Origin of the sequence: Ramlibacter henchirensis (assembly GCF_004682015.1) — a bacterium.
Taxonomy (GTDB): Bacteria; Pseudomonadota; Gammaproteobacteria; order Burkholderiales; family Burkholderiaceae_C; genus Ramlibacter; species Ramlibacter henchirensis.
The window spans coordinates 1,077,391-1,100,163 of sequence record NZ_SMLM01000002.1; the positions used below are offsets into that span (position 1 = coordinate 1,077,391).

23 protein-coding genes are annotated in these 22,773 nt (G+C 65.2%); 11 read left to right on the forward strand and 12 right to left on the reverse strand.

Annotation, left to right across the window (positions count from 1 at the left end; translation table 11 throughout):
• Window positions 1–22 precede the first annotated feature (22 nt).
• On the forward strand, window positions 23–1,243 hold the full coding sequence (locus tag EZ313_RS17855; protein WP_240788696.1) for a serine hydrolase domain-containing protein: 1,221 nt from the start codon (window positions 23–25) through the stop codon (window positions 1,241–1,243).
• Between the two features lie 428 nt (window positions 1,244–1,671).
• Here EZ313_RS17855 and EZ313_RS17860 read toward each other — a convergent pair whose 3' ends face one another.
• The 5 genes from EZ313_RS17860 to EZ313_RS17880 form a co-directional block, all read right to left on the reverse strand.
• Window positions 1,672–1,875, reverse strand: a complete 204-nt coding sequence (locus tag EZ313_RS17860; protein WP_135264602.1) for a hypothetical protein — start codon at window positions 1,873–1,875, stop codon at window positions 1,672–1,674.
• 380 nt (window positions 1,876–2,255) lie between these two features.
• On the reverse strand, window positions 2,256–3,248 hold the full coding sequence (locus EZ313_RS17865) for an aldo/keto reductase (RefSeq protein ID WP_135264603.1): 993 nt from the start codon (window positions 3,246–3,248) through the stop codon (window positions 2,256–2,258).
• A gap of 179 nt (window positions 3,249–3,427) precedes the next feature.
• Window positions 3,428–3,874, reverse strand: a complete 447-nt coding sequence (locus tag EZ313_RS17870; protein ID WP_205960426.1) for a PaaI family thioesterase — start codon at window positions 3,872–3,874, stop codon at window positions 3,428–3,430.
• A 154-nt stretch (window positions 3,875–4,028) separates the two neighbouring features.
• Window positions 4,029–4,424, reverse strand: a complete 396-nt coding sequence (locus EZ313_RS17875) for a VOC family protein (protein WP_135264604.1) — start codon at window positions 4,422–4,424, stop codon at window positions 4,029–4,031.
• A gap of 68 nt (window positions 4,425–4,492) precedes the next feature.
• Window positions 4,493–5,029: a DNA-deoxyinosine glycosylase gene (locus tag EZ313_RS17880; RefSeq protein ID WP_135264605.1), complete on the reverse strand. Its 537-nt coding sequence runs from the start codon at window positions 5,027–5,029 to the stop codon at window positions 4,493–4,495.
• Between the two features lie 374 nt (window positions 5,030–5,403).
• On the opposite strand from EZ313_RS17880, the gene EZ313_RS17885 reads away from it, so the two are divergent.
• Window positions 5,404–5,772, forward strand: a complete 369-nt coding sequence (locus tag EZ313_RS17885) for a hypothetical protein (protein WP_135264606.1) — start codon at window positions 5,404–5,406, stop codon at window positions 5,770–5,772.
• 910 nt (window positions 5,773–6,682) lie between these two features.
• Here the strand turns inward: EZ313_RS17885 and EZ313_RS17890 are convergent.
• Window positions 6,683–8,233 carry a galactose oxidase-like domain-containing protein gene (locus EZ313_RS17890; RefSeq protein ID WP_135264607.1) on the reverse strand — a complete coding sequence of 517 codons (1,551 nt, stop codon included), beginning with the start codon at window positions 8,231–8,233 and terminating at the stop codon, window positions 6,683–6,685.
• Between the two features lie 454 nt (window positions 8,234–8,687).
• On the opposite strand from EZ313_RS17890, the gene EZ313_RS17895 reads away from it, so the two are divergent.
• Complete coding sequence (locus tag EZ313_RS17895; protein WP_135264608.1) at window positions 8,688–9,395, forward strand: class I SAM-dependent methyltransferase; 708 nt, start codon at window positions 8,688–8,690, stop codon at window positions 9,393–9,395.
• Here EZ313_RS17895 and EZ313_RS17900 read toward each other — a convergent pair.
• Window positions 9,373–10,332, reverse strand: coding sequence for a polyprenyl synthetase family protein (locus EZ313_RS17900; protein WP_135264609.1), 960 nt, complete (start codon window positions 10,330–10,332; stop codon window positions 9,373–9,375). The two genes, EZ313_RS17895 and EZ313_RS17900, sit on opposite strands and share 23 nt — an antisense overlap.
• Before the next feature lie 12 nt (window positions 10,333–10,344).
• Window positions 10,345–11,076 (reverse strand): hypothetical protein, encoded by a 732-nt coding sequence (locus EZ313_RS17905; protein ID WP_135264610.1) that lies wholly within the window; start codon window positions 11,074–11,076, stop codon window positions 10,345–10,347.
• Between the two features lie 766 nt (window positions 11,077–11,842).
• On the opposite strand from EZ313_RS17905, the gene EZ313_RS17910 reads away from it, so the two are divergent.
• From EZ313_RS17910 to EZ313_RS17920, 3 genes are all read left to right on the forward strand, one after another.
• Window positions 11,843–12,256 (forward strand): response regulator, encoded by a 414-nt coding sequence (locus tag EZ313_RS17910; protein WP_135264611.1) that lies wholly within the window; start codon window positions 11,843–11,845, stop codon window positions 12,254–12,256.
• 619 nt (window positions 12,257–12,875) lie between these two features.
• Window positions 12,876–13,115 (forward strand): hypothetical protein, encoded by a 240-nt coding sequence (locus EZ313_RS17915; RefSeq protein ID WP_135264612.1) that lies wholly within the window; start codon window positions 12,876–12,878, stop codon window positions 13,113–13,115.
• A 251-nt stretch (window positions 13,116–13,366) separates the two neighbouring features.
• A complete protein-coding gene (locus EZ313_RS17920; RefSeq protein ID WP_135264613.1) occupies window positions 13,367–13,549 on the forward strand; it encodes a hypothetical protein in 183 nt (60 codons plus the stop codon).
• 347 nt (window positions 13,550–13,896) lie between these two features.
• Here EZ313_RS17920 and EZ313_RS17925 read toward each other — a convergent pair whose 3' ends face one another.
• The 3 genes from EZ313_RS17925 to EZ313_RS17935 form a co-directional block, all read right to left on the reverse strand.
• Complete coding sequence (locus EZ313_RS17925) at window positions 13,897–15,342, reverse strand: FAD-dependent oxidoreductase (protein WP_240788697.1); 1,446 nt, start codon at window positions 15,340–15,342, stop codon at window positions 13,897–13,899.
• Between the two features lie 131 nt (window positions 15,343–15,473).
• The gene (locus tag EZ313_RS17930) at window positions 15,474–16,370 is read right to left on the reverse strand and encodes a DUF2935 domain-containing protein (protein WP_167772644.1); all 897 of its coding nucleotides are present in this window, start codon (window positions 16,368–16,370) and stop codon (window positions 15,474–15,476) included.
• A 416-nt stretch (window positions 16,371–16,786) separates the two neighbouring features.
• The gene (locus EZ313_RS17935) at window positions 16,787–17,137 is read right to left on the reverse strand and encodes a hypothetical protein (protein WP_135264616.1); all 351 of its coding nucleotides are present in this window, start codon (window positions 17,135–17,137) and stop codon (window positions 16,787–16,789) included.
• 222 nt (window positions 17,138–17,359) lie between these two features.
• Here EZ313_RS17935 and EZ313_RS17940 point away from each other — a divergent pair, with 222 nt between their 5' ends.
• The 5 genes from EZ313_RS17940 to EZ313_RS23350 all read left to right on the forward strand — a co-directional run bounded on the left by EZ313_RS17940 (window position 17,360) and on the right by EZ313_RS23350 (window position 21,364).
• The gene (locus tag EZ313_RS17940) at window positions 17,360–18,046 is read left to right on the forward strand and encodes a S24 family peptidase (RefSeq protein WP_135264617.1); all 687 of its coding nucleotides are present in this window, start codon (window positions 17,360–17,362) and stop codon (window positions 18,044–18,046) included.
• Between the two features lie 95 nt (window positions 18,047–18,141).
• Window positions 18,142–19,413 carry a phage recombination protein Bet gene (gene bet, locus EZ313_RS17945; RefSeq protein ID WP_135264618.1) on the forward strand — a complete coding sequence of 424 codons (1,272 nt, stop codon included), beginning with the start codon at window positions 18,142–18,144 and terminating at the stop codon, window positions 19,411–19,413.
• Window positions 19,410–20,021 carry a hypothetical protein gene (locus tag EZ313_RS17950; RefSeq protein ID WP_135264619.1) on the forward strand — a complete coding sequence of 204 codons (612 nt, stop codon included), beginning with the start codon at window positions 19,410–19,412 and terminating at the stop codon, window positions 20,019–20,021. Before bet ends, EZ313_RS17950 begins: the two co-directional genes overlap by 4 nt.
• On the forward strand, window positions 20,018–21,040 hold the full coding sequence (locus EZ313_RS17955; protein ID WP_135264620.1) for a hypothetical protein: 1,023 nt from the start codon (window positions 20,018–20,020) through the stop codon (window positions 21,038–21,040). The genes EZ313_RS17950 and EZ313_RS17955 overlap by 4 nt, the downstream gene beginning before the upstream one ends.
• A gap of 168 nt (window positions 21,041–21,208) precedes the next feature.
• On the forward strand, window positions 21,209–21,364 hold the full coding sequence (locus EZ313_RS23350) for a hypothetical protein (protein WP_167772645.1): 156 nt from the start codon (window positions 21,209–21,211) through the stop codon (window positions 21,362–21,364).
• Here the strand turns inward: EZ313_RS23350 and EZ313_RS17960 are convergent.
• Window positions 21,305–22,597, reverse strand: a complete 1,293-nt coding sequence (locus tag EZ313_RS17960; protein ID WP_135264621.1) for a glycosyltransferase WbuB — start codon at window positions 22,595–22,597, stop codon at window positions 21,305–21,307. The genes EZ313_RS23350 and EZ313_RS17960 overlap by 60 nt on opposite strands.
• Between the last annotated feature and the right edge of the window lie 176 nt (window positions 22,598–22,773).

Here is a 22,773-nt window from a genome sequence, read left to right on the forward strand (position 1 = left end):
CGCAGTTGCACGGAGCGCCACCTTGAAACTCAAGCGAATCGCTTTTGGCCTGCTGACCGCCTTGGCAATCGCCGGCACCGGTGGCTGGTTCAGCCTGGACAAGGAGACTCGGGGGCTGATCGCGGCAGTGCCCACCAACCGAGACCTGCTGTTTTGGAGCGAATCGCAGCGCGACGCGGCCTTTCGCGCGCTGGACCGCCTTCCCATCCTGGCCAAGGCGCGCGTGGTGCCAGCCGGCGGTACGCCGCGCGCGTTGCCGACCGGCGCTCCGCTCAAGATGCCGGTGGATGTCGACGCCTACATGGCCGCCCAGCGCAGCGCGGCGCTGATCATCGTGCACGACGGCAAGGTGCGGCTGGAGCGCTACGGCCTGCACTTCGACGCCAGGGGGCGCTGGACCAGCTTCTCGGTGGCGAAGTCGCTCACGTCCACGTTGGTGGGGGCGGCGATCCGCGACGGCTACATCCGCAGCATGGAGGACAAGGTCAGCGACTACCTGCCGCAGATGAAAGGCTCCGCGTACGACGACGTAAGCATCCGGCAGCTGCTCACGATGACTTCGGGCGTGCGCTGGAACGAGGACTACGGCGACCCCAATTCCGACGTCGCGCGCTTCAACAATCACGAGCCCGAGGAGGGCGTCGACGCGCTCGTGAGCTACCTGCGTCGCCTGCCCCGCGCGGTGCCGGCGGGCACACGCTGGAGCTACAGCACCGGTGAAACCAACCTCGTGGGCCTGCTGGTCAGCGAGGCGACGAAGAAGCCGCTTTCGATCTACCTTTCGGAAAAGATCTGGGTGCCAGCCGGCATGGAGCAGCAGGCCACCTGGATCCTCAGCCGCACGGGGCGCGAGATCAGCGGCTGCTGCCTGCAGGCGGCCGCGCGCGACTTCGCGCGCGCGGGCCTATTTATCCTGGAAGGCGCCCGCGCCAATGGCCAGTCCATCGTTCCAGATGGCTGGCTGCAGGAAGCCACCACCGCCCGCACCGGCATCGGCCAGCCGGGCCGCGGCTACGGCTACCAGTGGTGGACGTACGACGATGGCAGCTACGCGGCCCGCGGTATCTTCGGCCAAGGCATCTTCATCGACCCGAGGCGCAAGCTGGTGATTGCGTCCAATGCCAACTGGAGCGGTGGCGCGACCGACCGCACCGCCAGCGACGCCCGCGAGGCGTTCTACCGCGCCGTGCAGCAGGCCCTAGACGACGAAGCCGCGTCCGGGCAGGCTGGCGCATCACGCTGAGCTCGCAGTTGCTCGAAGCAACGGACGATTCCAATCAGATAGGGAGTCCCTTCTTCGTCTAGCACGCTCGTCGGTCAGTAGCGGCCGGAGAGCGGAACTTCACGCGTGAGTGCGTTAAAGCCGCTGACGACAGAGAGCCGGCGCACGCTGCCAGTGGGCGACGCGGCCGGCTCAAGTGAGAGATACAGAGAAATCAAGGTATGCCTTTTCGCTTCTCGATATCAGCCTCCTTGTCGTCCAAACAAGCCTTTACTTTACCCAGCCTCCCCCTTCATACGAGCCTCTGCGCAGTGTTTCGACGCTCTCCGCTTGTATCAGCGTTCGATTGCCCGGTCTCGACGAGGTGGAACCCCCGCGCTGCGGCCGCTGCCGAACACGCACGAGATCGCCTGGTCGCAGACGTCGGAGTGGGCGCGGCCTTTCAAGCCTCAATGCAGCCGCCTGCGCAGCTCACCCTGCAGGTAAGAAATCTCACACTCAATGAGGTTGACCACGCGAAGAGCTTTCGGAAGCGTCACTCTGTTCTGTTCGGCCCGCAGAAGCGCCACTTCGCGTAGAGCTTCCGAGTGCTGAGCGCTAGCTAGCGCGATTGCTTTCTTCAGCACGAGCACTTGCTCAAGAACGTGGTCCATGTCGCTATCTCCGAAGTGATGCAGCGTTCGTCCTCATCCTGCTAGGCGCGTCGAAGTTGAAGCGACGCATAGCGGCAGCAGGGTTTGGCGTTTATGTCATGAAGCCTAGAGAACCAGGAAGGTGTCTGCCATCCTCAATCCGGAGGAGAAATGTGAAAGTCAGTTTCGCCCGAGCAGGCGGGGGCTTGGTGGCAGCGTTCTGCGAAGTCCGCGGCGGCGCTAACCTGGCCTCGAACGACAGTAAGAGACTGAGGGTTCGTGTTGACTACCTGGGTATGCGCGGCGGAGAAGGCAGGTCATTGACCACGGCTGACCTGTCCTTCCAAGATGTGCGCAATCGGAGGGACCGGACACAGACACAACGCCAGCGGCGGCGATGCTCAGCGCACGGCGTCGCCGTAGCGGAATTCGCGTGTCATGTCTTCGAGCCGGGACGCGAGCTCCGGCGTCAGCGCCACGTCGACGGCGGCGACGCTGTCGGTGAGCTGCGAGGCCTTGCTCGCACCGATGATGACGCTGGTGACCGCGGGGTTCGCCAGCACCCAGGCGATCGCCGCTTGGGCTGGCACGATGCCATGCTGCTGCGCGATGCTCGCGAAGGTCGTCGAAGCTGCCAGCTCGCGCTCGTGCCAGTAGCGTTCCTGGTACATACGCCCTGCCTTGCCCAAGGTGAAACGCGTGCCTTCCTGCGGCTGCATGCCGACTTTGTACTTGCCCGAGAGCATGCCGCCGGCCAGCGGGTTGTAGGGAATCACGGCCAGGCCTTCCTCCTGCGCCAGCGGGAACAGGTCGCGCTCGAACTGCCTGAACAGCAGGCTGTAGCGCGGCTGCACCGACACAGGCCTCGCGACCCGGAGCAAGTCGGCGCGCCCGAGCATCTTTGCAAGGCGCCATGCCACGAAATTGGACACGCCGACGTAACGCGCGCGCCCCGAACGCACGATGACGTCCAGCGCCTCCAGCGATTCATCCAGGGGGGTATTCTCGTCGTCCCGATGCAGCTGGTAGAGGTCCACGTAGTCGGTGCCCAGCCGCTTGAGCGACGCGTCGATCGCATCCAGCAGGTGCTTGCGTGAGTTGCCTTCGTCCCAGGCACGGCTGCCGACGCGCGCCGCCGCCTTGGTGGCAATCACCACGCTGTGGCGTCGGCCCTGCAGCCAGCGGCCGATCACTTCCTCCGTGCGGCCCGCGAGCTCCAAGCCGCCGCCCAGGGGATAAACGTCGGCCGTGTCGAAGAAGTCAATGCCTGCCTCGAACGCGTGATCCATGATCGCGCGGGAGGTTTCCTCGTCGCACTGGAGGCCAAAAGTCATGGTGCCGAGGCACAAGCGGGACACCTTCAGGCCGGTGCGGCCAAATTGCACGTGTTGCATTCCCCAATTGTGTCCACGATCGGCGGTCGAGATCGTTGGTCATGACGGAATCAAAGAACACTCGCGGCTGACGTACCAGGGCCAGGGCTGGGCGGCGGACGGGCGGGCCCGTGCGCGGCACTGGCGCCAGTGCTCGGCCTGTTTGCCGCAGAGGAGAACGTCTGCCTCTCGGAAAGCTGTCAGTGTTCGTCTGAGGCGCGCTCCTGTGACACAGGCGTCAACAGGGTCTCACCTGTGGCGACGAGCTTTTCCAAGCCGTTCATGAGCGCGAACAGCTCGCAATAAGTGAAGACCTGCGTCTTGCCGGGCTTTACCACTCGCGCGCGGGCGATGAAGCGTTCGCCGACTGCAGGCCGCAAGCAGTTGACAGCATAGTGGGACGCCAGCACGCGGCCGACCAGCGTGACAGCGGCAAAGCCGCACGCGGTATCGATAAGCGCTCCTATCAAGCCGGCGTGCAAGAAGCCCGCGTACTGGCCCGCTTCCGCGCGCCAGGGCATTGCGATCTCCGCCTGCCCGTCGCCGGCGCTCAGCACCTCAATGCCGCACCATCGGTTGAATGCGGCAGTCGCATTGACGGATCGGACCAGCATCAGCGGGTCAGTGGAGGCGGAGGTCTCGGACATTGCATCCTCCTAAAACGGAAGATCAATCTAGGAGCCTCGCCCTGGCGTGCTTGTCGTTATCGCGACCGCGAGTCACCGCAGCGACAGGTGCGCAGCTGCTCACCTCGATTGAGGGCTGCTTTTGGCGGCGGATTCAACCAGTCGACTGCAGACATCAGTTCCTCAGCTCAAGGAGATCCCATAGGTTCCCATAGAGGTCCTCGAACACGGCGACCGTTCCATAGGGCTCCTCCTTGGGCGGCCGGCGGAACACGACGCCCTTGATGCGCAGGCGCTCGTAGTCACGCCAGAAATCATCGGTGTGCAGGAAAAGGAAGACCCGCCCACCGGTCTGGTTACCCACTCGGCTGCATTGCTCGTCGTTGCTGGCCCTGGCCAGCACGAGCCTCGTCTCACGGGACCCTGGCGGTGCGACCAGGACCCAACGCTTGTCCTGCTCCGGAATGTGTGTGTCTTCCACGAGCTCGAAGCCGAGCGTGCCGACGAAGAAGGCCAGAGCTTCGTCGTAGTCCCTTACCACCAGCGAGACGTAGCCGATCGACTGCTGCATCGGCCCATTGTCGTTTGCGCTCGGCGTGACGTTTGCTTCGGCTATCTCAGTGGTACTCTAGGGCTAGCTCAGCTCAGAAGCGCTTGAGACCACGCACGTCGCTTCTCTTCCAGCGATACCGAAGCGTTTGCCGGACTGGTTGAGGGCAGCGTCACCCATTCCGACCGCACATCCGTGGGAAGAGTCTCGCGTACAAGGCGCTGGAACAGCTTCGCTGCGTGCTGCCCATTGAAGCAGACCCGGACGATCCCCGGATGTCCAGCGAAGAAGGCGGAAAAATCATTGGGCATTACGCTGGCTGAGCGGATGCTGGCGTCTAAGCTGCCTGGCCTCTCTGCCGCGGCGCAGACATCCCAGAGTGCGATTCGATGGTCGAAAAGCTGCTTCACGCGAGTTTCGTACGGTCCGAGTGGGTCGAAGCCTAGGACCTCGCCGACGATCATCCAAAACCGATTTTGCGGGTGGGCGTAGTACTCGCCACACGCGAGGGAGCGCTCCCCGGGCAGCGTCCCAAGCACCAAAATCCGAGCGTCCGAGCGCGAGATCACATGAAAGCTGCGGGATCTCAGGCCTTCCCGTGAACCGCTGCTGTCTGCTGGTTCCATTCTTCCCATTGTCCGCTTACGGCCAGAAGCGGACGCCACGCGCACCGCCGGATTGTTGATCCGTGGGTTTCGTTTCGAGCCCAGCAATTGATGCTCGCCAACATCACGGTCACTATGCCGGGTCAGGCAGAGAGGAGCGTGTACTCGAGGCCGATCGCGCGTTTCGCGGTTAGTGGCACCGACTCAATTCGCGTGCGACGTCCGCTTCGGGGCGGTAGTCGCCCGGAGGCCTGCCGCAGCGTTAAGCATGTACCTGCTCATGCATGCGCCTGAAGCGCCGCGATGGCGCAAACAGGCTGGCGTCGCGCGCCTCACGGGCCTACAGTGGCCTTTGCACCATGAGGAACTGCCACATGCCAACTCGTACTGCATCGATGGCCAAGAGAATCGCGGCGAACGGCCAAGCGCTTCACCGCGCAATGATGAGCCGGATGGAAACGGGCGGGGCGAACGCTCAGCCCTCCGAAGCTGAGTCCGCCCTGATCGAGGAGCGCCGGCTGCTCAAGGAGGAGCGCGACAAGCGCAGGGCGCAGGCGCTGCAACCGAGGCCGAGCGCCCTCGATCGGCTGGTGCGAACGCATCGTCCCGAGGCCAAGGACAAGCCGAAGGCCAGAAAGGAATCGCAGGAGGCCCACGAAACCAAGAAGCCCAAGCCGCGCAGAACGCGCGCCGAGAAGCACGCGGAGAAGGCGGCGGCGCTGGAAGCCGCGCGCAGGTCGGCGAAAAAGCCTGCCACCAAATGACCAACGCGGCCTTCTGGTCGGGGATGGCGATGCCACGCTTTCAACGAGAGGCCTTGCCGTTCGCTTGCCGTCCTGATGGTGATGGCTTGCGTTCCGCTTCACGCCTTGCCGGATGTGAAGGCCGGGGAAGAGAAGTCGCAGGTGCGCGTGCTGTGCCACAAGGAAGCGGCCGACAAGCGCTCCTCCCGCTGCTCGATTCGCAGCCCGCGTCTTCCTGCTCCATTTGTTGGCGTCGTTCAAGACCCGCCAGCGCAAGACGTTCGAGACCTCCATGACGGTCAACCTGACCTGCGGTATGGCGGACTATTTCGCCTCCTGGCCACCCCGTTCCATCCCAAAAAGCTGGAGCCATCCTCCACTTGTCTGCTAGGCCAGAAGCTGACCTCGCGCGAAGCTGCGGTCACGGCGGGAGACAAGATCGTTGCCGGTCTGGAGCGCACTGACCAACAGATCGCGAGGCCAGGAATTGCGAGTCCGCCGACTGCGGTCGGAGTTCGTGATACACGGCTACCGCTCTCGTGGTCCGCGTCCCGCCCGCGATGGCCGGGTGCTGGCGGCTGCCCGCCTGCAGCGTCCAAGAGACCGGATCGGAAGAGCGAGGCCGTCCTTGCGCGCAAAGTCCCCAGGCGAACACCAGTGGCGCTCTTAACCAATCCGCTCACTGGGCCTCACCTTTTCGAGGCACCTCCCTGAATGCCTCGCAAAATGCGCGCGATCCGCTGATGGTGAGGGCAACGGTCACGCGGCCACCTGACGCAGGCAGCATCGAACACTGCGCGCGTTCGAAGTTGTACGTGATCTCCAGGGGGACATCATCTTGCCAAGAGCGGACGTGACCGCCCGAGGTCAGCTGTTCCAGGACTCGACTCCCTGAGTGGCGGTCGGTCCGGTCCCGCTGGCATTGCGGCAGCTACTCTGTCGATGCGTCAATGGCACCGAGCTGCAGGATGTTCCCGACCGACGGCGCGCCGTTGGCATCAATCAGGAACAGCATATAGAAGCCTGGCGGTGCTAGGTTTGCATTGAGCGGCGCCGTGATGTCGAGCGCGCCCGTGCCTGCGGTAAACGGCAGCACGTTCAGGCGCTGGTCCATGTTGAACGCGTGCGTGACGGTCGACAGCCGGATCAGCGTGACCTTGCTGATGACTGCAGCATCTGCACTCTGTATGGTGAACCGCTGGCCATACGCGAGCTGCGCCGGCACGCTGCTCATCGCCGGGCGGGCGCCCTTGAACAGGTACGGCGGCGAGAAGATCTCAACCGCGGGCTCCACGGCAAAGGCACTCCTCTCGCCGCCCATCACGACCACCCGCCCATCCGGCAGCAGCAGCGCGGCGGAGTGGTACAGCCGCGGGACCGTGCCGGTGGCCAGCGTGGTCCAGGTCTCGGTAGCGGGGTTCCACAGCTCGGCGGAGAGAACCGGGGAGTTGGGGTTGTTGTGGCCTGGGCCAGCGGTTCCGCCCGTCACCAGCACCGTACCGTCGGGCAGGAGGGTGCTGGTGTGGTGGCGCCGCGCGACCGACATCGAACGTACCGTGCGCCAGCTCGGGTTGCTCGCGTTCAGGTCGATGACCTCGGCGGAGGCCTGGGGCGGATCACCGCCGCCGACCACCAGGATCTTGCCCGGTGCGTACATGGCCGCCGTGCCGTAGTCGCGAAAGCCGTGGTTGCGGCTGGCGACGAACGACCAGCTGCCGGTGCCGCTCGTGTCCAGCGATCGAGTCGTCGTGCCCGGCCCGACGTCGACCACCCGCCCATCCGGCGCGACGAACATCATCGGGTACATCGGCTGGCTCAGCTGCGCACTGGTGAGATCGCGCCAGCTGTTGGTCGCGCGCTGGTAAACCTGCGGCAGCGTGTTCATGCTCATCGAGGTGTTCATCGACCCGGATACGACGAGTGCGTCGCCGTTGGGCAGCGTGGTGACCGTCGGATACCAGCGTCCGGCATTCATGTCGGGCGCCGGGGTCCAGCTGTTGGTGCGCGGGTCGTAGACCGAAGCCTTCGCCAAGCCGACGAAATCAGCGATGTGGCCGCCAGCCAGCAGCACGCGGCCGTCGGGCAGCAAGCCGTGGCCTGCGCAGAATAGGTCGTAGCCGGGGCTCGGCAGGGCGCTGACGGACTGGGTCACGGGGTCCCAGAGAGTCTGGTTGCGATTGCGTCCCACCAGCATGATCCTGCCGTTAGGCAGATAAGCGTTGTGGACCGAAGAGATCGGCAGATTCTGCAGCCGGCTCCACTGGCCAGTAACGCTCGCCTGCGGCAACACATTGCCCGCGTCGACGGGAAGCTCCGGTCGCAGAGCCGGCGGAGGAGGCGGCGGCGGAGGAAGGCTGATTGAACCCGGCCTCACACCATTGCTCGAGATTGGCGGGGACGGGTTTTCGCCTCCCCCGCCGCCACAACGGGCGACGAGTAAGGCAGAAGCGACGACCACCGCCACCCTGAACGCCACCTTCATAGCGCCTCCGTTCAGACCCGCCCGGACAATAGGACTTTTTGTGGCGTCCGGAGTAGCCCCTCTGGACTATGGCTTGGTCTGCGCCAAGAAGCGCTCATGCAGCCCTTCGGGTTCGTTTTCTCGCACAGCCCACGGGGCCCACGCCCCACCGCCCAAAGGTGAGGGAAACGGAGCCGTCAAGCGCCTTCCTTCGAACGCCATCCTTCAACAGAGTGACTGCCGCCCCAAAGCGCCGGACCTGCGAAGCAGCGGACGGCCTGGAGCCGCTCTGACCAATGGATTGCGGGTCCGCCGACTGCGGTCGGAGTTCGTGATACACGCCTACCGCTCGTTACTGCGCTCCCTCCGGCTCTGCGCGATGTTTAAGTTTCGCGAGTGCGCGGCGATTCTGGCTTGTGCAAAGGCATGCCGCGAACCACCCAATCGTTCTCAGCAGGCTGGAAGGACCCTTTTGATGCCGCCTGAACCGAAAGATCCACGGCTGGCGTTGGTAGAGCGATTCTTCCAGGGCACGGGCAACAGCTACGACTGGATGGTCAATGCAGCCACGTTTGGCATTGATCGATTGTGGAAGCGGCGGATCGCCCAACTTGTTCCACCGCGGTCGCGTCGGGTTGCCGACCTGGCTTGCGGGACGGGTATTTCCACCTTCGCGATCGCGCGCCGCCTGCCGCATTGCCAGGTCGTCGGAGTCGAACTCCGCGAGGAGTATCTGGCTATCGCGCGGGAGAAGGCGCGCCGGCAAGCGCTGCCCAACGTCGAATTCGTCCTCAGCCGCGCCGAGGACTACCGTTCGCAGGCGCCTTTCGACTGCATCAGCTCCTCCTATCTGGCGAAGTACGCCGACCTGCCGCGGCTGGTGGCCAACGCGCGGGACATGCTCGAGCCTGGTGGACTGTTTCTGATGCATGACTTCACCTATCCGCCCAAGCCTTATCTGGTGTCCGTCTGGCGCCTTTACTTCAAGGCCTTGCAGCGGCTGGGCAGCCCCTTGTTTCCAGCCTGGCGCGAGATCTTCCAGGGATTGCCGCAGCTCATTGAACAGTCCCGGTGGCCACAGGAGTTGCCGGCTGCATTGCAGGCGCACGGCTTCGCCGAGATCCGCCGGCTGGACCTGACCCTCTATGGTTCGGCGATCGTCACGGCGCGCCGAGCGACATAGCCCGCACGATGTGACGGGGGGCGGTCGCGAGCAGCACATCGCACGGGCCGCTTGGAAGCTGGTTTGCAGCAGCCATTGCCTGCTGCAGGCGTACTTCGATCGCGGCCAGCATCGCGCTGCGAAGCTGCGGCCGCAGCCGTGCCGCATGATCTGGCGTGAGTGAGGAAGACTCCGGTGCCAGGTCGGCGCAGAAATGCCAGACGGCAGGGGCAAGCAGACTCAGCTGCGCCGGCGTCGGGGTTTGATCCGCTGCCCGCTCGACCAGATCCTGCAGATCGTCGGCAATTTGGTACGCCTCGCCGGTTCGGGCGCCGTACTCGAATGCGTGTGCTGCAAGTGGCGCGGACACACCCGCCGCAAGGGCCCCCATGCGGCTCGCCGTACCGAACAGGACTCCCGTCTTGAGGTAAATGAGCTCAGGATACAACCGGGCCTTGTCCTGACTGAAACCCCGCAGGTCGGTCGGCACCAGCGGCTCCTGGTAGGCGCCCGTAGCCATGGTGGCGATCGCCTCTGCCAAGGTGAGACCATCGTCTGGGCTCAGTTCCACCATACGTTGCAAGGCGGTGGCGAACATCAGGTCTGCCAGCAGCACCGCCCTGCGTTGGCCCTCAGTGGTCCAAGTGGCGGGGCGATTGCGGCGCGAGGTGTCGCCGTCGATCAAGTCATCGTGGATCAGCGAGGCCGCGTGCACGCACTCCACGGCCATCGCCCGCGGGACGGCCGCCGCCCGCGTTCCGCCCAACGAGTCGTTCAACAGGCACACGAGGCAGCCACGCAGGCGCTTGCCACCCGCCAGCACCGCACGGATGGTGGCCAAATGGGACGCAGGAAGCCGGTCGAAAAAACGCCGGCGGGTGCGTTCGAATTCGTCATCGAGGCGCTCACGAGTGGCACGCCAATAATCCTCGAACGAAGTGTCAAAAAGCGGGGTCATCTCGTTCGTTTCTCAGCCAGCCCAGCGCCAAGTCGCGAGGCCTGCGCCAAGCAGGATCACCCCCAGGCTCACTACCTTGAGGATCGACTCGAATTGCTGCTCGCAGAGGCGCTCAGTTTCGGACAGTGGCTCGATACCTGTCCTTCGCTTGAGGTCCTTGTACGGACGCGATGACTTGACCTCAACGAGAGCCAGCAAGGCTGCCGCGCTGGCGCCGAGGATGGCCGCCCATGAAAGCGTGTTCGTCTGCAGGACATAGCCGGCCAGCACGGGCAAACCTCCCCAGGAAAGCGCGAACCAGCCATCCGTGTGGAACCGGCCGCGGTACCACTCGAGGTTGTAGGCGAGCAGGAAAAAGCCCTCGGCCACTGCAATCCACCAGAGCATGGGTGCATCGCGCAGCATGTAGAAGGTGCCGATCGCATAGGCGAGGACTAGCGAGCCGGCGGCCACCAGCCAGAGCTGTCGCCGTGAGAAGACACTGCCCCAAGGCTTGGTGCCCCGGCTACCCACGGCGTCTAGCGCATGGGCCGCTACGCCCAAGCCCAAGAAGTAGATGACCACAATGGCCGCCACCCGATCCCAATGGACAGTGTTGGCCAGCATCGACCCGATTACGGTGAATGCCAGGACCATCCCTGTGTAGGGCAGGAACAGCAGACCGATCGCGACCCGAAATCGCAGCGGACCGAAACTCGGGACAAACCACTCGTTCAGCCTTGCCCCTTCTTCTGGATAACTCATGAGGCCCTCCTTTGGCGGGCACCAGCCTGGTCGGCTTGATGTTTACAGGATTTGCTCGTGACGGGTGATACTGAACGCTGGACGCGAGGACCCGCGCGACAGCGGGGGGTGGCTTCTGTTGCAGGTTTCTGTGCATCGCGTGCGATGCAGGAGACGCAACGCCCCTGAGCAGCTGCGTTGCTCCGCACTGCGGCCGCCAGCGCTCGGTGCGCCAGCGAAGGCTTTATCGGTCTCATTGGGGAGACATGTCTGTACGTCGAATGCGGACATTCCGCTCCCCTTGTAGTGGCGACCGACACCATCGGCCGAGGGACGCGACACCTGCCGCGAGTGCACGCTCGCTATGGGCGCAAGGGCGTGTCGAGAAAGGAGGCGTGTCCGCCTCCGAACTTGAATCCCAGCACCGGCGGCGGGCTGGCTGGCACCTGCGCGAAGCGGTCCGCGTCCCGCCCGCGAACGCCAGGGGCTAGCGGCTGCCCGCCTGCAGCGTCCAAGAGACCGGATCAGAAGAGCGACGCCATCCTTGCGTCCAAAGGCCGCAGGCGAACACCAGTCGCGCTCTTAACCATCTCGCGCCGCTCACTGGGCCTCACCTTTTCGAGCAGTTCGCGGCTCGCGCCGACGGGTGCGGAACAAGTTTTCGGATGGCCCGCTGCCCAGCGGGACGCAACCGGCGAGCGGTCCGGCGAGCGGGCTGTCGTTTCCCAGCAAAACTGCCGTTGATACTGATTGTTGCCGAGCCGATTGAAGCATTACAAAGCAGCGTATGCCCGCAGTACCTCACTCTCAGGAAGCCGCCCGGCGCGTCCTGGTCGTGGAGGATCAGGAGGACTGCCTTGCAATGATGGTGGAGCTGATCTCCACGCAGGGGTGCGAGGTCCGGGTGGCTCGGGATGGCCAGACCGCCTTGTGCGTTGCCCAGGAGTTTTTGCCGCACGTCATCCTGCTTGATCTGGGCTTGCCGGTGATCCACGGCTACGAAGTTGCCAAGGCACTCCGAAGGGACCCTCGCACACAGCACGCCGTGATCGTGGCCGTCACGGGGTACGGCATGGAATCGGACAGGGTTCGATCCGCCCAGGCTGGCATCGACCGGCACCTGATCAAGCCTGTGGCTTTCGAGGAGTTGGCCGGGTTGCTCCGGCTCCACGGGGTCTCGGATTGGACTCCGCTCTCGTAGCCTACAGGCCGGCAAAGAAGCCTGAGGCGAGTGCGGACCGCGTCCAGGGTGGCAAGGACCAGCGCGTGTTAGGCAAGGCTGAGTAGATCGGCGCCTACATCGGCGATTGCATCACGGCATGATAATCCGCGCTGCACGAGACTAGGCGCCGCCGTGGATATCCCAGCCTTTCAGGATGAGTTGAAGCATTGGCGTGAGCTCGAAGGCGAGGCGCGGGCAGCCGAGCAGAGGCTAAAGGACGCAGGTCAGTTGAGTGCCAGCCCCCAAGCAGTCTCGTTAACGCGAGACGCCTCGGAAAAGCGTCGGGCTGCTGATGATTGTCTCAGCCGTCTACTGGGCTCATCGAAGCAGCACTCGCCTGCAGCAAATGACGCCCAACAGGGGAGTCAGTGGTCTAGCTAATCAGCACACGTGCGCCCGTTGCGCGTCAAGGAAAGGGGCGCACGCCCCACGTAGGCCATCGGGCCGACCAGCACGGCGCGTTGACCTACTTCGGTCCGACGCCGCCTACATTAGGTTCAACTCTCTCGACCATGCGGCTCTCTTGGTGCACTGAGCTGCCGCCGGTTAACAGGCAGGCCACCTCGTTGCCTTCGCACTCCATTACGCGGGGGTGCGCATGGACAAGCTCCACCCAATCTTCGACAAGTGGCTTGCTGCACAGGCGGCGGCGGAGCAGGCCCACTTCGCGCTGTCTCGCGCCCACCTCCAGGAGCTCCGTGGAGGGCCACCAGTTCCTCAGGACTTGCTGGATGCCGCCAGGGCGCTGCGCTTGAGAGCAGACTTTCTGCTGCCAGAAGCGCTCGCAGAGATGGAGAGGCTTGCCCGAGAGGTAAGAGAGCAACGAGCGGAGCCCTAGAAGCACTCGGCGGCACGCCCTAGAAGTCGACACCTCGCTCGGAGGGTGCGCAGAGGCCAGTCGCAAGAGAGCGTTGTTTGGTGTTAGCACGCTTACTTACAGCTTCGGCTGCCAGTTACGGGCATGGACGAGCAGCCCTGTGGAGACTTCCTACGTCCCAGTCGGCGATCGCCTACATCTGTAGGAGAGTGATGGGTCATCAGGAACTAAACATGAACGGGAATGCAAGACGAACCATCCAGAAGCTGAGCATGGCTGACGTGCTGCGGTTTGCAAACGATCCTCACCTATACCGGGTGGTGGAGCTTGAGCAGTTACTGAGCGGACGCTGGAAGGTAATGCTTCGGTCCTTCGACCAAGCAGCCAGCAAGACGCTTGTGCAGTCTGGGACCGATCAAGTTTTCGTGGTGCCCGGGGGGGCTCTCATGCATTGAACTTCGGGGAAGTCAGCGCGTGGGACGCGTGTGAACATCGCCCGCGCGCGATTGGGGTGATTGAGGGATTGAAAAGCCTCTGGCCTGCCGGTCAGGGGCTTTTCTTTGCGTACTCGCCTTCTGCTGACACCAGAAAAGATAGTCTCTTGCTCAAGAGAATGCGATGGCACACACGCATCATGGCCCTGTGAAGGCCGTCACTGCGTACTGGAAACGAGCAGCAACGAAACTGGCTGAACTTGGTTCACCCCGTTGAGTGCCATCAGGCGCTCCGAGTGGATGCGGGCTGTCGGCACAGCCACTCGAATGCAGACGCCAACGCTTTGGCGGGTCTTGCCGCCGATGCGTCAATCAGGCGGAACATCCAGCTTCGCTTCAGGCAATGGTGATCCCGCCGGTCCGTGAAGAACCTCCCCCTCGATGCTGAACCGCGAGGCATGGCAGGGGCAATCCCACGACTTCTCCGACGCGTTCCAAGCGACGACGCAGCCAAGGTGGGTGCATATCGCGGAACGGACGTGCAGCATGGAAGCATCGTCCCTGTAGATCGCCAGCTTGCTCACACCGCGCCGGACCACCGCGCCCTCGCCGGGACGGATGTGATCCACGTCGTCGACGTCGCCGCCGGTGACGAGATCCTTGTACTGGGCGAGTGTGTTGGCTTGCTCCTTGACGAACTCGCCCAAGCCGTGCGTCATCTTTCTGGCCGGATCGTAGAGATCGGCCCACGGGTTCGCGCGCCCCATGATCATGTCGCTGACGGCCATCGCGCCCGCCGTGCAATGCGTCATCCCGGTTCCCGAGTCGCCCGTGATGATGAAGACATCTCCCTCGTCGTTCGGGTTGCGGCCGAAGAAGGCGACAGGGTCCGCGGGCTCCATCACCTGCCCGGACCAGCGGTGGGTGACGTCGCCCGCCATCGGGAACCGCTCTCGCACCCAGCGCTCGATGTCGTCCCATCGGCGCTCGGGGCGCGAATCCTGGCCGACCTTGTGGTCCTTGCCGCCAACGATCAGGGTGTCCGTCGCCGAATCGGCAGCAGCGGACGCGAGCCGCACGTAGTAATACGGCTCGCCGGTGTCCCATAGCAGAATGCGCGGGACCGCCCCCCTCGGCACCTCCATACCGACGACGTACGTGCGGTACCCCGATTGCTTGGTGTGCATCACCACGCGGTCGTTGAAGGGAGTGTTGGTCGCGACCACCACCGCCCGAGCCCGGATCTGGCCGCGAAGCGTGGTCACCACCTGGACTTCCGCGGTCCCCTGGATGTCCACGGCGCGCGTGCCGCAGTGCAGCCGCACGCCTTGTCGAACGCAGGCGCGGGCCAGGCCGGCCAGGTAGCGCAATGGATGGAACTGAGCCTGGTGGGCGAACCGGATGCACGGCCCGGTGTCAAAAGCGAGTCCGGGCGCCTGCGGCAGCCGCTCGACGGCCACTCCGGCACGCAAGGCGGACTCGAGCTCACGCTGCAGGTCCTGCGGGTCCTGCCCCGGCAGGCAGTACAGGTAGCCCTCCAGGCGCTCGAACTCGCACTCGGGCGCCTCCCTGCGCGCGATCTCCTCGACGAGGTCGGTCGCTGCCTGGAAGCTTCGGGCCACCATGCGGGCGCCGTCGGCACCGAACGACTTCTCGATCTCGAAGTACCGGTCGTCGGGGGGCATGAAGTGGGCGGTCGTGCGGCCGGTTTCTCCCCCGCCCAGCGCATCCAGCGCCTCGATCAGAACGACGCTTCTGCCTTGGCTGGACAGCAGGTAGGCGGTCGTGAGCCCCGCGATGCCGCCGCCGATCACGCAAACATCCGCCTGGGTGGACCCCGGCAGCCTCGGGAATGACCCCATGGTCGTGGTCGTCATCCAGAAGGACTTCGTTTTGCCATTGGTCTGCATGCCGTCTCCTTCAACGTCGGTGCTTGCCGCGGGCTTCAGCCCGGCTGGGTGCGCTTGAGCTCGTCGATGAAGCGCACGGCCTCCCGCCGCACGTGTGACGCGATGGGAGGCGAGATGATGGACTTGATCTTGCCGGCGTAGATTCCTCGTTCGCCGACCGTCTTGAAGTCGAGGACTTCCTGGGCTGCCTTCATCACGTCGTCACCGCGGACATCGCGCAGCGCAGGTTGCCGGAACGCCTTCTCCAGCCGGCTGGCTTGCTCGATCAGCAGCTTTTCGTCGGGGTCGAGCAGGTGGGCGATGAAAGCCGAGTGCTCACCCATGGTCGCGCTCCAGAACTCCACCACCTCGCGGCGATCGAGTTCGATCTGCCGGCGGTTGTAGAGTTCCAGGCGCCGAGCGTAGCGATCTGCCTCCCGCGCCGTGTGCGTGAAGAACAGGGGCCACACGAGACTGCGGATCTTCCCCGCGGCCTGCTGCTCGCCCATCGTCTTTTTGAAGTCCGATATGCGTTTGGCCAAGTCGATTGAGGCGCGATTGAAGCTCACGTAGTTGTCCGGGCGGATACCGCGCGCCTGCTCCAGGTGGCGTGCGAACATGCGCTGGAACTCCTCGGCCTGCCGGCGCGGCCCGTCGAGTTCGGGCCCGGGCATCAGATGGGCGATGAACATCGCGTGCTCCATCATGATGTCGCTCCAGAACAGGTTGTCCGCGATCGAAAAGCCGAGTGGATCGTTCGTTTGCGGCACGTAGGTCGGCTTCTCGCGTGGATTGAACTGCGTACCCGGTGCGGCCCCCATCGTGGCCGGTGTCGCTCGCACCTGGTCCGGGACCTGGATCGCCTTCGCCACCGGTGGAACCACCGGATTGATCCCGGTTGCGGTGGCACAGCCCGCCAGGCCGACGGCCGCCGGAACACCACCGAGCTTCAACAAGGTTCTGCGTGTCGTACTCATCTCGGTCTCTCCAATCAGTCGAACTGCAGTGCCCGCAGGGCACCCGAGGAAAAAAGGGTTCTGCGGCGCTCATGCGCGCCGCGTTCACAGCGTCGCGTCACGGCGGGTAGCCGTGCGGATGCCGAATGCCAGATTTCCTGCTTTGGAGAGCGACAGCGATGCAGTCCCGCAACTGATGGGGGGCGTGCAGCGCTGGGTGGAGACGGCTCTGTGCCAATGTCTTCAGACCGTGAATCGAGCAGATGTTATGTCACGGCGTGATGTAAATGTGTGTCTAATGCGCAGCCGTGTCGCCGTGTGTTCAGGCTGAAGCCGCGCGGCACGATGAGGCGAAAGTAAGCGAGCCCCTGAACATGCAGCTCAGCAAGTCGTTCCAAGCGCCCGCCGGCCCCCTATTCGCTCTGCTCGTCCCAAGGAGGAAGCGCTGACGGCCACAGGCCGGCCTGCAGGATCTGCTCGCGCGTCCAGCGCGCGTAGATCGCCTCGAGCAGGCGGCGGCGCTCCTTCGGGTAGTGTCCGCTGCTGCCCACCAGGTAGTGGCATCCCATGGTGCCGTCGTGCGGGCCGCAGCCGGCCCAGCCGCGGCGGTCGTCAGTCTTGTAGCCGGCGCCCTTGCCCAGGTCGGCATGGCAGAACTGGGTGGCGCCGGCGTGGCCGCAGCGCGCACACGGCAGCTGGCGCACCAGGGCCCGGTACTCCTCACTCACCAGCACCTGCTGCTTGGGTCGGGGTGACTGCGGCACCGCCGGATTGATGCGTGCGCGAACAGCGCGGGCTGCCAAGGGGCGGGGCGGCGCTGGCGGAGGCGTTACGTAGCGGGGTCGCGCAAATCCAGAACGTTTCATGGGCTCTGCTCGCCCGTTCACTGCTAACGCGAAGCGCTAGCGCGGCGTGAAAGCGATTACACTCGTTTAAAGCTGATCAATGATCATTAGTTACTGTAATATCTTCTGCAGGCCGCAACCGTGCCGAAGACGAAAAGCAGCGCAGCACTGACCCCGAAGCTCACGCGCATCGCGCGCTTGAAGCAGTTCCAAGCCGATCGCGGCCTGCGCGGACCCGCCGAGCTCGGGCGCGCGATTGGCCGCAACACCAACCAGACCAGCGACCTGCTGCGCGGGCGCGCGTCGTTTGGCGAGCGCATTGCGCGCGCCATCGAGCAGTTCGCCGGGCTGCCAGTCGGCTGGCTCGATCAGCCTGCACTAGAGACCCGAGGGGCGGTAGAGTCTCCCGCTCGGCTTGGCACCACCGATCGTCAGATCGTTTCAGCGTATCCGCTCGGGGGCGCCGCTGGTACGCAGCAGCCAGTGTGTGCGCCGCTGCTCCTCGCCGGCGATTGGGTCGGAGCGGTCTTGGCTAGCACCGGTCCTCAGTTGCACTACCTGCACATGCCGGATGACAGCATGGCACCGCTCCTGGCCCGCGGCGACCTGCTGCTGGTCGACAGCGGCGTGCGCGCGTTCGGCCGCGACGGCGTCTATGTGTTACGCGCCGGCGAACGGCTGCTGGTTAGGTACCTGCGCGCGCGCCTGGACGGGCTCACCGAGGTCAGTGCCGGCAGTGCCGCCGGCGGCACGAACGAGATCGCCTCCGCGGGCTCGCTGCGCGTCGTCGGCCAAGCAGTCTGGGTTTGGCGTGGACAGCAGCTTTAGGCGCTGCTTACCAAACTGGCAACCGGCTATTTACAAACAGTGATGTCTGCACATTAGTTACGGTGTAATGTTCAACCTCCAATTGGGGGGTCCCGATGAACGCGAACACCGAAACAAGCGAGTTGCACGGGCTAGAAGACGAGCAGTTGCTGGACGTGCTGCAGGCCAGTGTGTATCCGACGTGCGAGCGCTACATGCTCACGCAGATCGTGCGCTACTGCCGCGCCGCGGGGCTGGACCCGACGCTCAGGCCCGTTCACGTGGTCTCGCTGCGCGACGGGCAAGGTGGCGTCGACGGCACCGCCATCGTGCCGGGCATAGGGACCTACCGCTCGATTGCCGCGCGCTGCGGCTGCGCGGGCATCGACGAGCCGCAGTTCGGGCCGGAAGTCACCGAGCAGTTCGGCTCATATCGCGTGGCCTACCCCTCCTGGTGCCGGGTGACAGTGCGCCGGCGCTTAGCCGCAGGTGAGGTAGCTGTCTTTACCGCCCGCGAGTTCTGGACCGAGAACGTCGCCTTCGAGGCTGACGCTGAAGCGGGCGCTGCGGTGCCCAATGAAGTCTGGCGCCGCCGTCCGTTTGGGCAGCTGGCCAAATGTGCCGAAGCGCAGGCGCTCCGCCGCGGGTTCCCGGAAGTTGGCGCTCAGCCCGTGCTCGAGGAGCTCACAGGCAACTTGTTGGAGCCGATCGGCCAAGCCGCCGCGGGCGGCGCGCAGCGCGGCAAATCCAGCGCCCGGCCGCGCGTCGCCATGCCGCAGCCACGGGGCCCACGCGGGGCCGCTCGAGACGGTGAGCACCTCGGCTCGCAAGCATCGCTGGTGCTCGAGCCAGACGCTGGCCAGAGCACGGCGCCGAGCGCACCAGGGCCGCGCAAGCGGCCGGAGCCGCCGCGCGGCAGCGACAACCAGCCGCGCAGCAGGGACGATGCGCCTCGCAGCACCGGAACAGCGCCGCACGCTGGAACGACAGCTCCGCCCGCAGCGCCGCTGGCGGAGCCAGTCAGAACCGGCGCTGCATCAGAGAACATGCAGGCCTTGGGAGACTTCGATGCCTCGGAGAGCTTGGAGACCTCGGAGAAGGACTCGCAGGAGAGCCCGGTCGCTCAGCTCCCCACTGCTGCCGCCGCCGCTCCGGCTAGTGTTGAAGCCTGCGCTGCAGTTGCATCGGGCCGGCTGCAGGGCGGCCCGCCGGGCGATGGCGACGAGCGGGCCATCACGGCCGGCGAGCGCGCCTGCCTGCAGCGGCGGCTGCAAGCCAAGGGCTGGAGCATCGCGGCGGCGCGGCAGGCCGCTGGACTCGAGCCAGCCGACGCGCTGGACGATCTGACGCGCCGTGGGGTGGCGGCGCTGATGGCGGTGACAGCATGAGTGCGGTGGTGCCGCAGTTCATTGCGAGGATGCACTGCTACACGGTGGACGGGCGGGTGGTCCCCAGCGTCACCGAGGTGCTGGCGCCTTTGTGCGACTTCCGCGGTGTGCCCATCCATGCGCTGCGCGCAGCGGCGGCGTTCGGCACCGCGGTACACAAGGCCTGCGAGCTGGACGACCTGGGTGCGCTGGATGAGGGCACGCTGGACGCGCAGTTGGCCGGCCACCTGCACGCCTGGCGCACCTTCTGCAAAGAGCACGGCGCGCATTGGAAGCTGGTGGAGGCGCCGCTTTTCAACGCCGACATGGGCTATGCCGGCACGGTGGACCGCTATGGTGTTGTCGACGGTGTCGATGCGGTGGTCGATCTCAAGACCACGTCGCGCCTGTATCCGTCGGTGGGGCCGCAGCTGGCGGCGTACGCCCGCGCGATCCCCGCGACGACTGCACGCACCCGGCGCCTCGCGGTGCAGCTGCACGCAAGCGGCCACTACCAACTGCGCGAGTACGACAGCCCATCGGATTGGGCGGTGTTTGCCTCGCTGCTGACGCTGCGCAACTTCTGTCAGCAGCACCGGATCACGCCTTATTACGGGAGAAGGCCATGAGCAGTTCGCATGCACACGAGACAGGCGGCGAGACAGAGCTCGCGAGCGGCAATGCCGGTGCGCCGGCGGCGGCGGAAAGTGGCCGACTGTTACGCCCATCCAAAGGCCAAGCGCCCGCCAAAGGTCAAGTGAGCTTCGACGCGAGTGCGGCGCTGTTGTTACGCGAGCGCGCCCGCAGCTGGCGCGAGCGAGTGCCACTGGTGGTGGACAGCGAGCTGATGTTCAGCGTCGCCGGCGAAGATCTGCAGGCGGTCAAGGCGCTGCAGCACGAGGTGGAGGCGCAGCGCGTGGCAATTACCCGGCCTCTCAATGAAGCGCTACGCGCCGTCAACGCGCTCTTTCGTGCGCCCAAACAGTTTCTGGAGGAAGCCGAAGCAATGCTCAAGCGGGCGATGCTGGCGTATACGGCCGCCGAGCGCGAGCGGCTAGAGGCCGAGCGCAGCGAGGCGCAGCAGCGCCAATGCGAAGAGCAGGCGCGCCTTGCGGGCGAGCAGCGCGAGCTGGAAGCGACGGCCCGCGAAGACGAGCATGCGGCGCAAGAGGCCCAAGCGCGCGCGAACGATGCTGCCCGATCGGGCGATCTGGACATGGCAGCGAAAGAGCGGGCCAGCGCTGCGGAATACAGCCAGCGGGCGGCCAGCAGCTGGACAAAAGCGCAGGAGCTGGTACAGCAGGCCGAGGAAGGCCAGGTCGTCACCTACGCCGGAGCGCTGGCCGCGACCACGCGGCTGGAAGGCATCAGTGAGCGTACGACCTATGCCGCGCAGGTGACCGACTTGCGGCAACTGGTGTGTGCTGTGGCGGCGGGGCAGGCGCCGCTCGAGTGCCTGCAGGCCGATGAGAAGTTCCTCGGCGCGCAAGCCCGAGCCCTGCGCCGCACGGGGCAGCTCTATCCTGGCGTGGACGTATCGGCGGAGCGTAGCCTCGCTGCCAGCCGACCGGCGACGCTTTTACGGGCGGCGCAGATGACGGCGTTTGGGGGGACCCTGGAGGGCCTGCCCGCACAGCTGACTCGTTGAGCTCAGAAGCGGTTCGCGAGTAACCGGGTGCCGACCAGGTGCAGCCAGATACTGTGCGCGAGCTCAGCCGGTAACTGCGTCCCTGCGACTCGCAGCAGAATGCGGCCGACACGTGCGATGGGTCTTGTCCTATAAGCTCAGCGCTTCGACCCGGCTGACCATGAAGCCATGAAACGCGACCTGCCGGATCAGGTAGTCAGGCCCGAAAAGCGGCACGAGCCCAGCAGGAGCATGCTGGCCAGCCGCAGCTTCTGGATCGGCGGCTTACTCAGCCTGGTGGTTTGGGCGCTGCTGATCTACGCCCTTTACACGTTCTTCCTCTGAGGGCCGCTGCCCGACCAGCGCAAGCACCTCGCGCTCGAAGGCGCCCAGGACGGGACCCGACTCGATCTCCCGCTCCGCGAAAGCACGCCCGCTGGCGCCCATGCGCTCACGTTCTTGCGGGTCGTTCATCAGCGCGCTAATCGCTTGAGCGAACGCCTCGGGCTGTTCCGGCGGAACCACCAGACCCGCTTCGGCGCGCTGCGCGACCACCTGCGACAACTCGGTCCCGGCAGCCGCCGTCGCAACAACCGGCCGGCCACTCGCCAGCATCCCGCCCAGCTTGGAGGGCATTACCAGATCCGCAGCATCGGCCCGCTGCGGCAAGAGGTGGACGTCGGCCAGCGCCAGCAGGTCGCTGAGCCTGCTGAGCGGCTGGAGCGGCAGGAAGCGCACATTGGTCAAGCCTTCGCAGCGCCGTTCCAGTTCCTGCTTGCCCGTGCCCTGGCCGCAGAAGACGAAGTGCAGCCTAGGCTCCGATTGCAGAAGTCGGGCGGCGTCGGCCAAGATCTCAAGACCCTGCTTGTTGCCCATGTTGCCGGAGTAGAGCGCTACGACTGCATCGGCGGGGATGCCGAGCTCCGCGCGATAGCTGCTGTGCACCTGCCGCTGGATCAGCGAGATGTCGACCCAGTTCGGGAAGTAGACCAGCTGTCCCGGCTTCAGCTGCTTGCTGCGCGCCCGGTCCATCATCCGCCCCGAGATAGTCGAGACCCGGTCGAAGCGGCGCATCAACCAGCGTTCCGCGGCCAGGGCGAAACGCCGGATGTGATCGCCCTTGAGGAGCCCCATCTCGAACGCTGCATCGATCTCAAAGTCCTGGATGTGCAGCCACGACTTGCCGCCGCTGACCGCCGCGAGAAGGGCCGCCGCCGGCGCGCACGCCAGCGTGGGTTCAACCACCCAAACGAGCTGGGGCTTCCAGAAGATTTGCCGCAGCACCACGGGCAAGCTGGTGATGGCGAAGCTGGCGAGGTGCAGCATGCGCTTGAGCCCGCCGGCATTCTTCGGAACCCATAGCGGGCAGCGCATCACTCGAAGGGACGCACCCTGCTCCGTGCGCCACAGCCAGTTCGAGTAGCCCTGCTTGACCTTCCACTCCGGGTAGTACGGCGGCGCCGTGACGACGCGGACTTCGTGGCCCTTCGCCGCGAGCCAGGCCGCCAGCTCGCCCGTGTACTTGCCGATGCCGGTCAGCTCCGGTGAGAAATTGATCCCGTAGAGAAGAATGCGCACTTTGCAGGTTGGATTGAATTGGATCGGCTTGCCGCGCCAAGTGACCGAATCGCGTTTGCGGCCGCACATTGTTCCACGGTTGAGCTGCTGGCACACAGCCTCAGCGTTACAGCCTGTCATCGCTGAGGCGCCGGCGCTCACGCGTGCAACACACGGTGGCACGCCCGCCCAGAAAA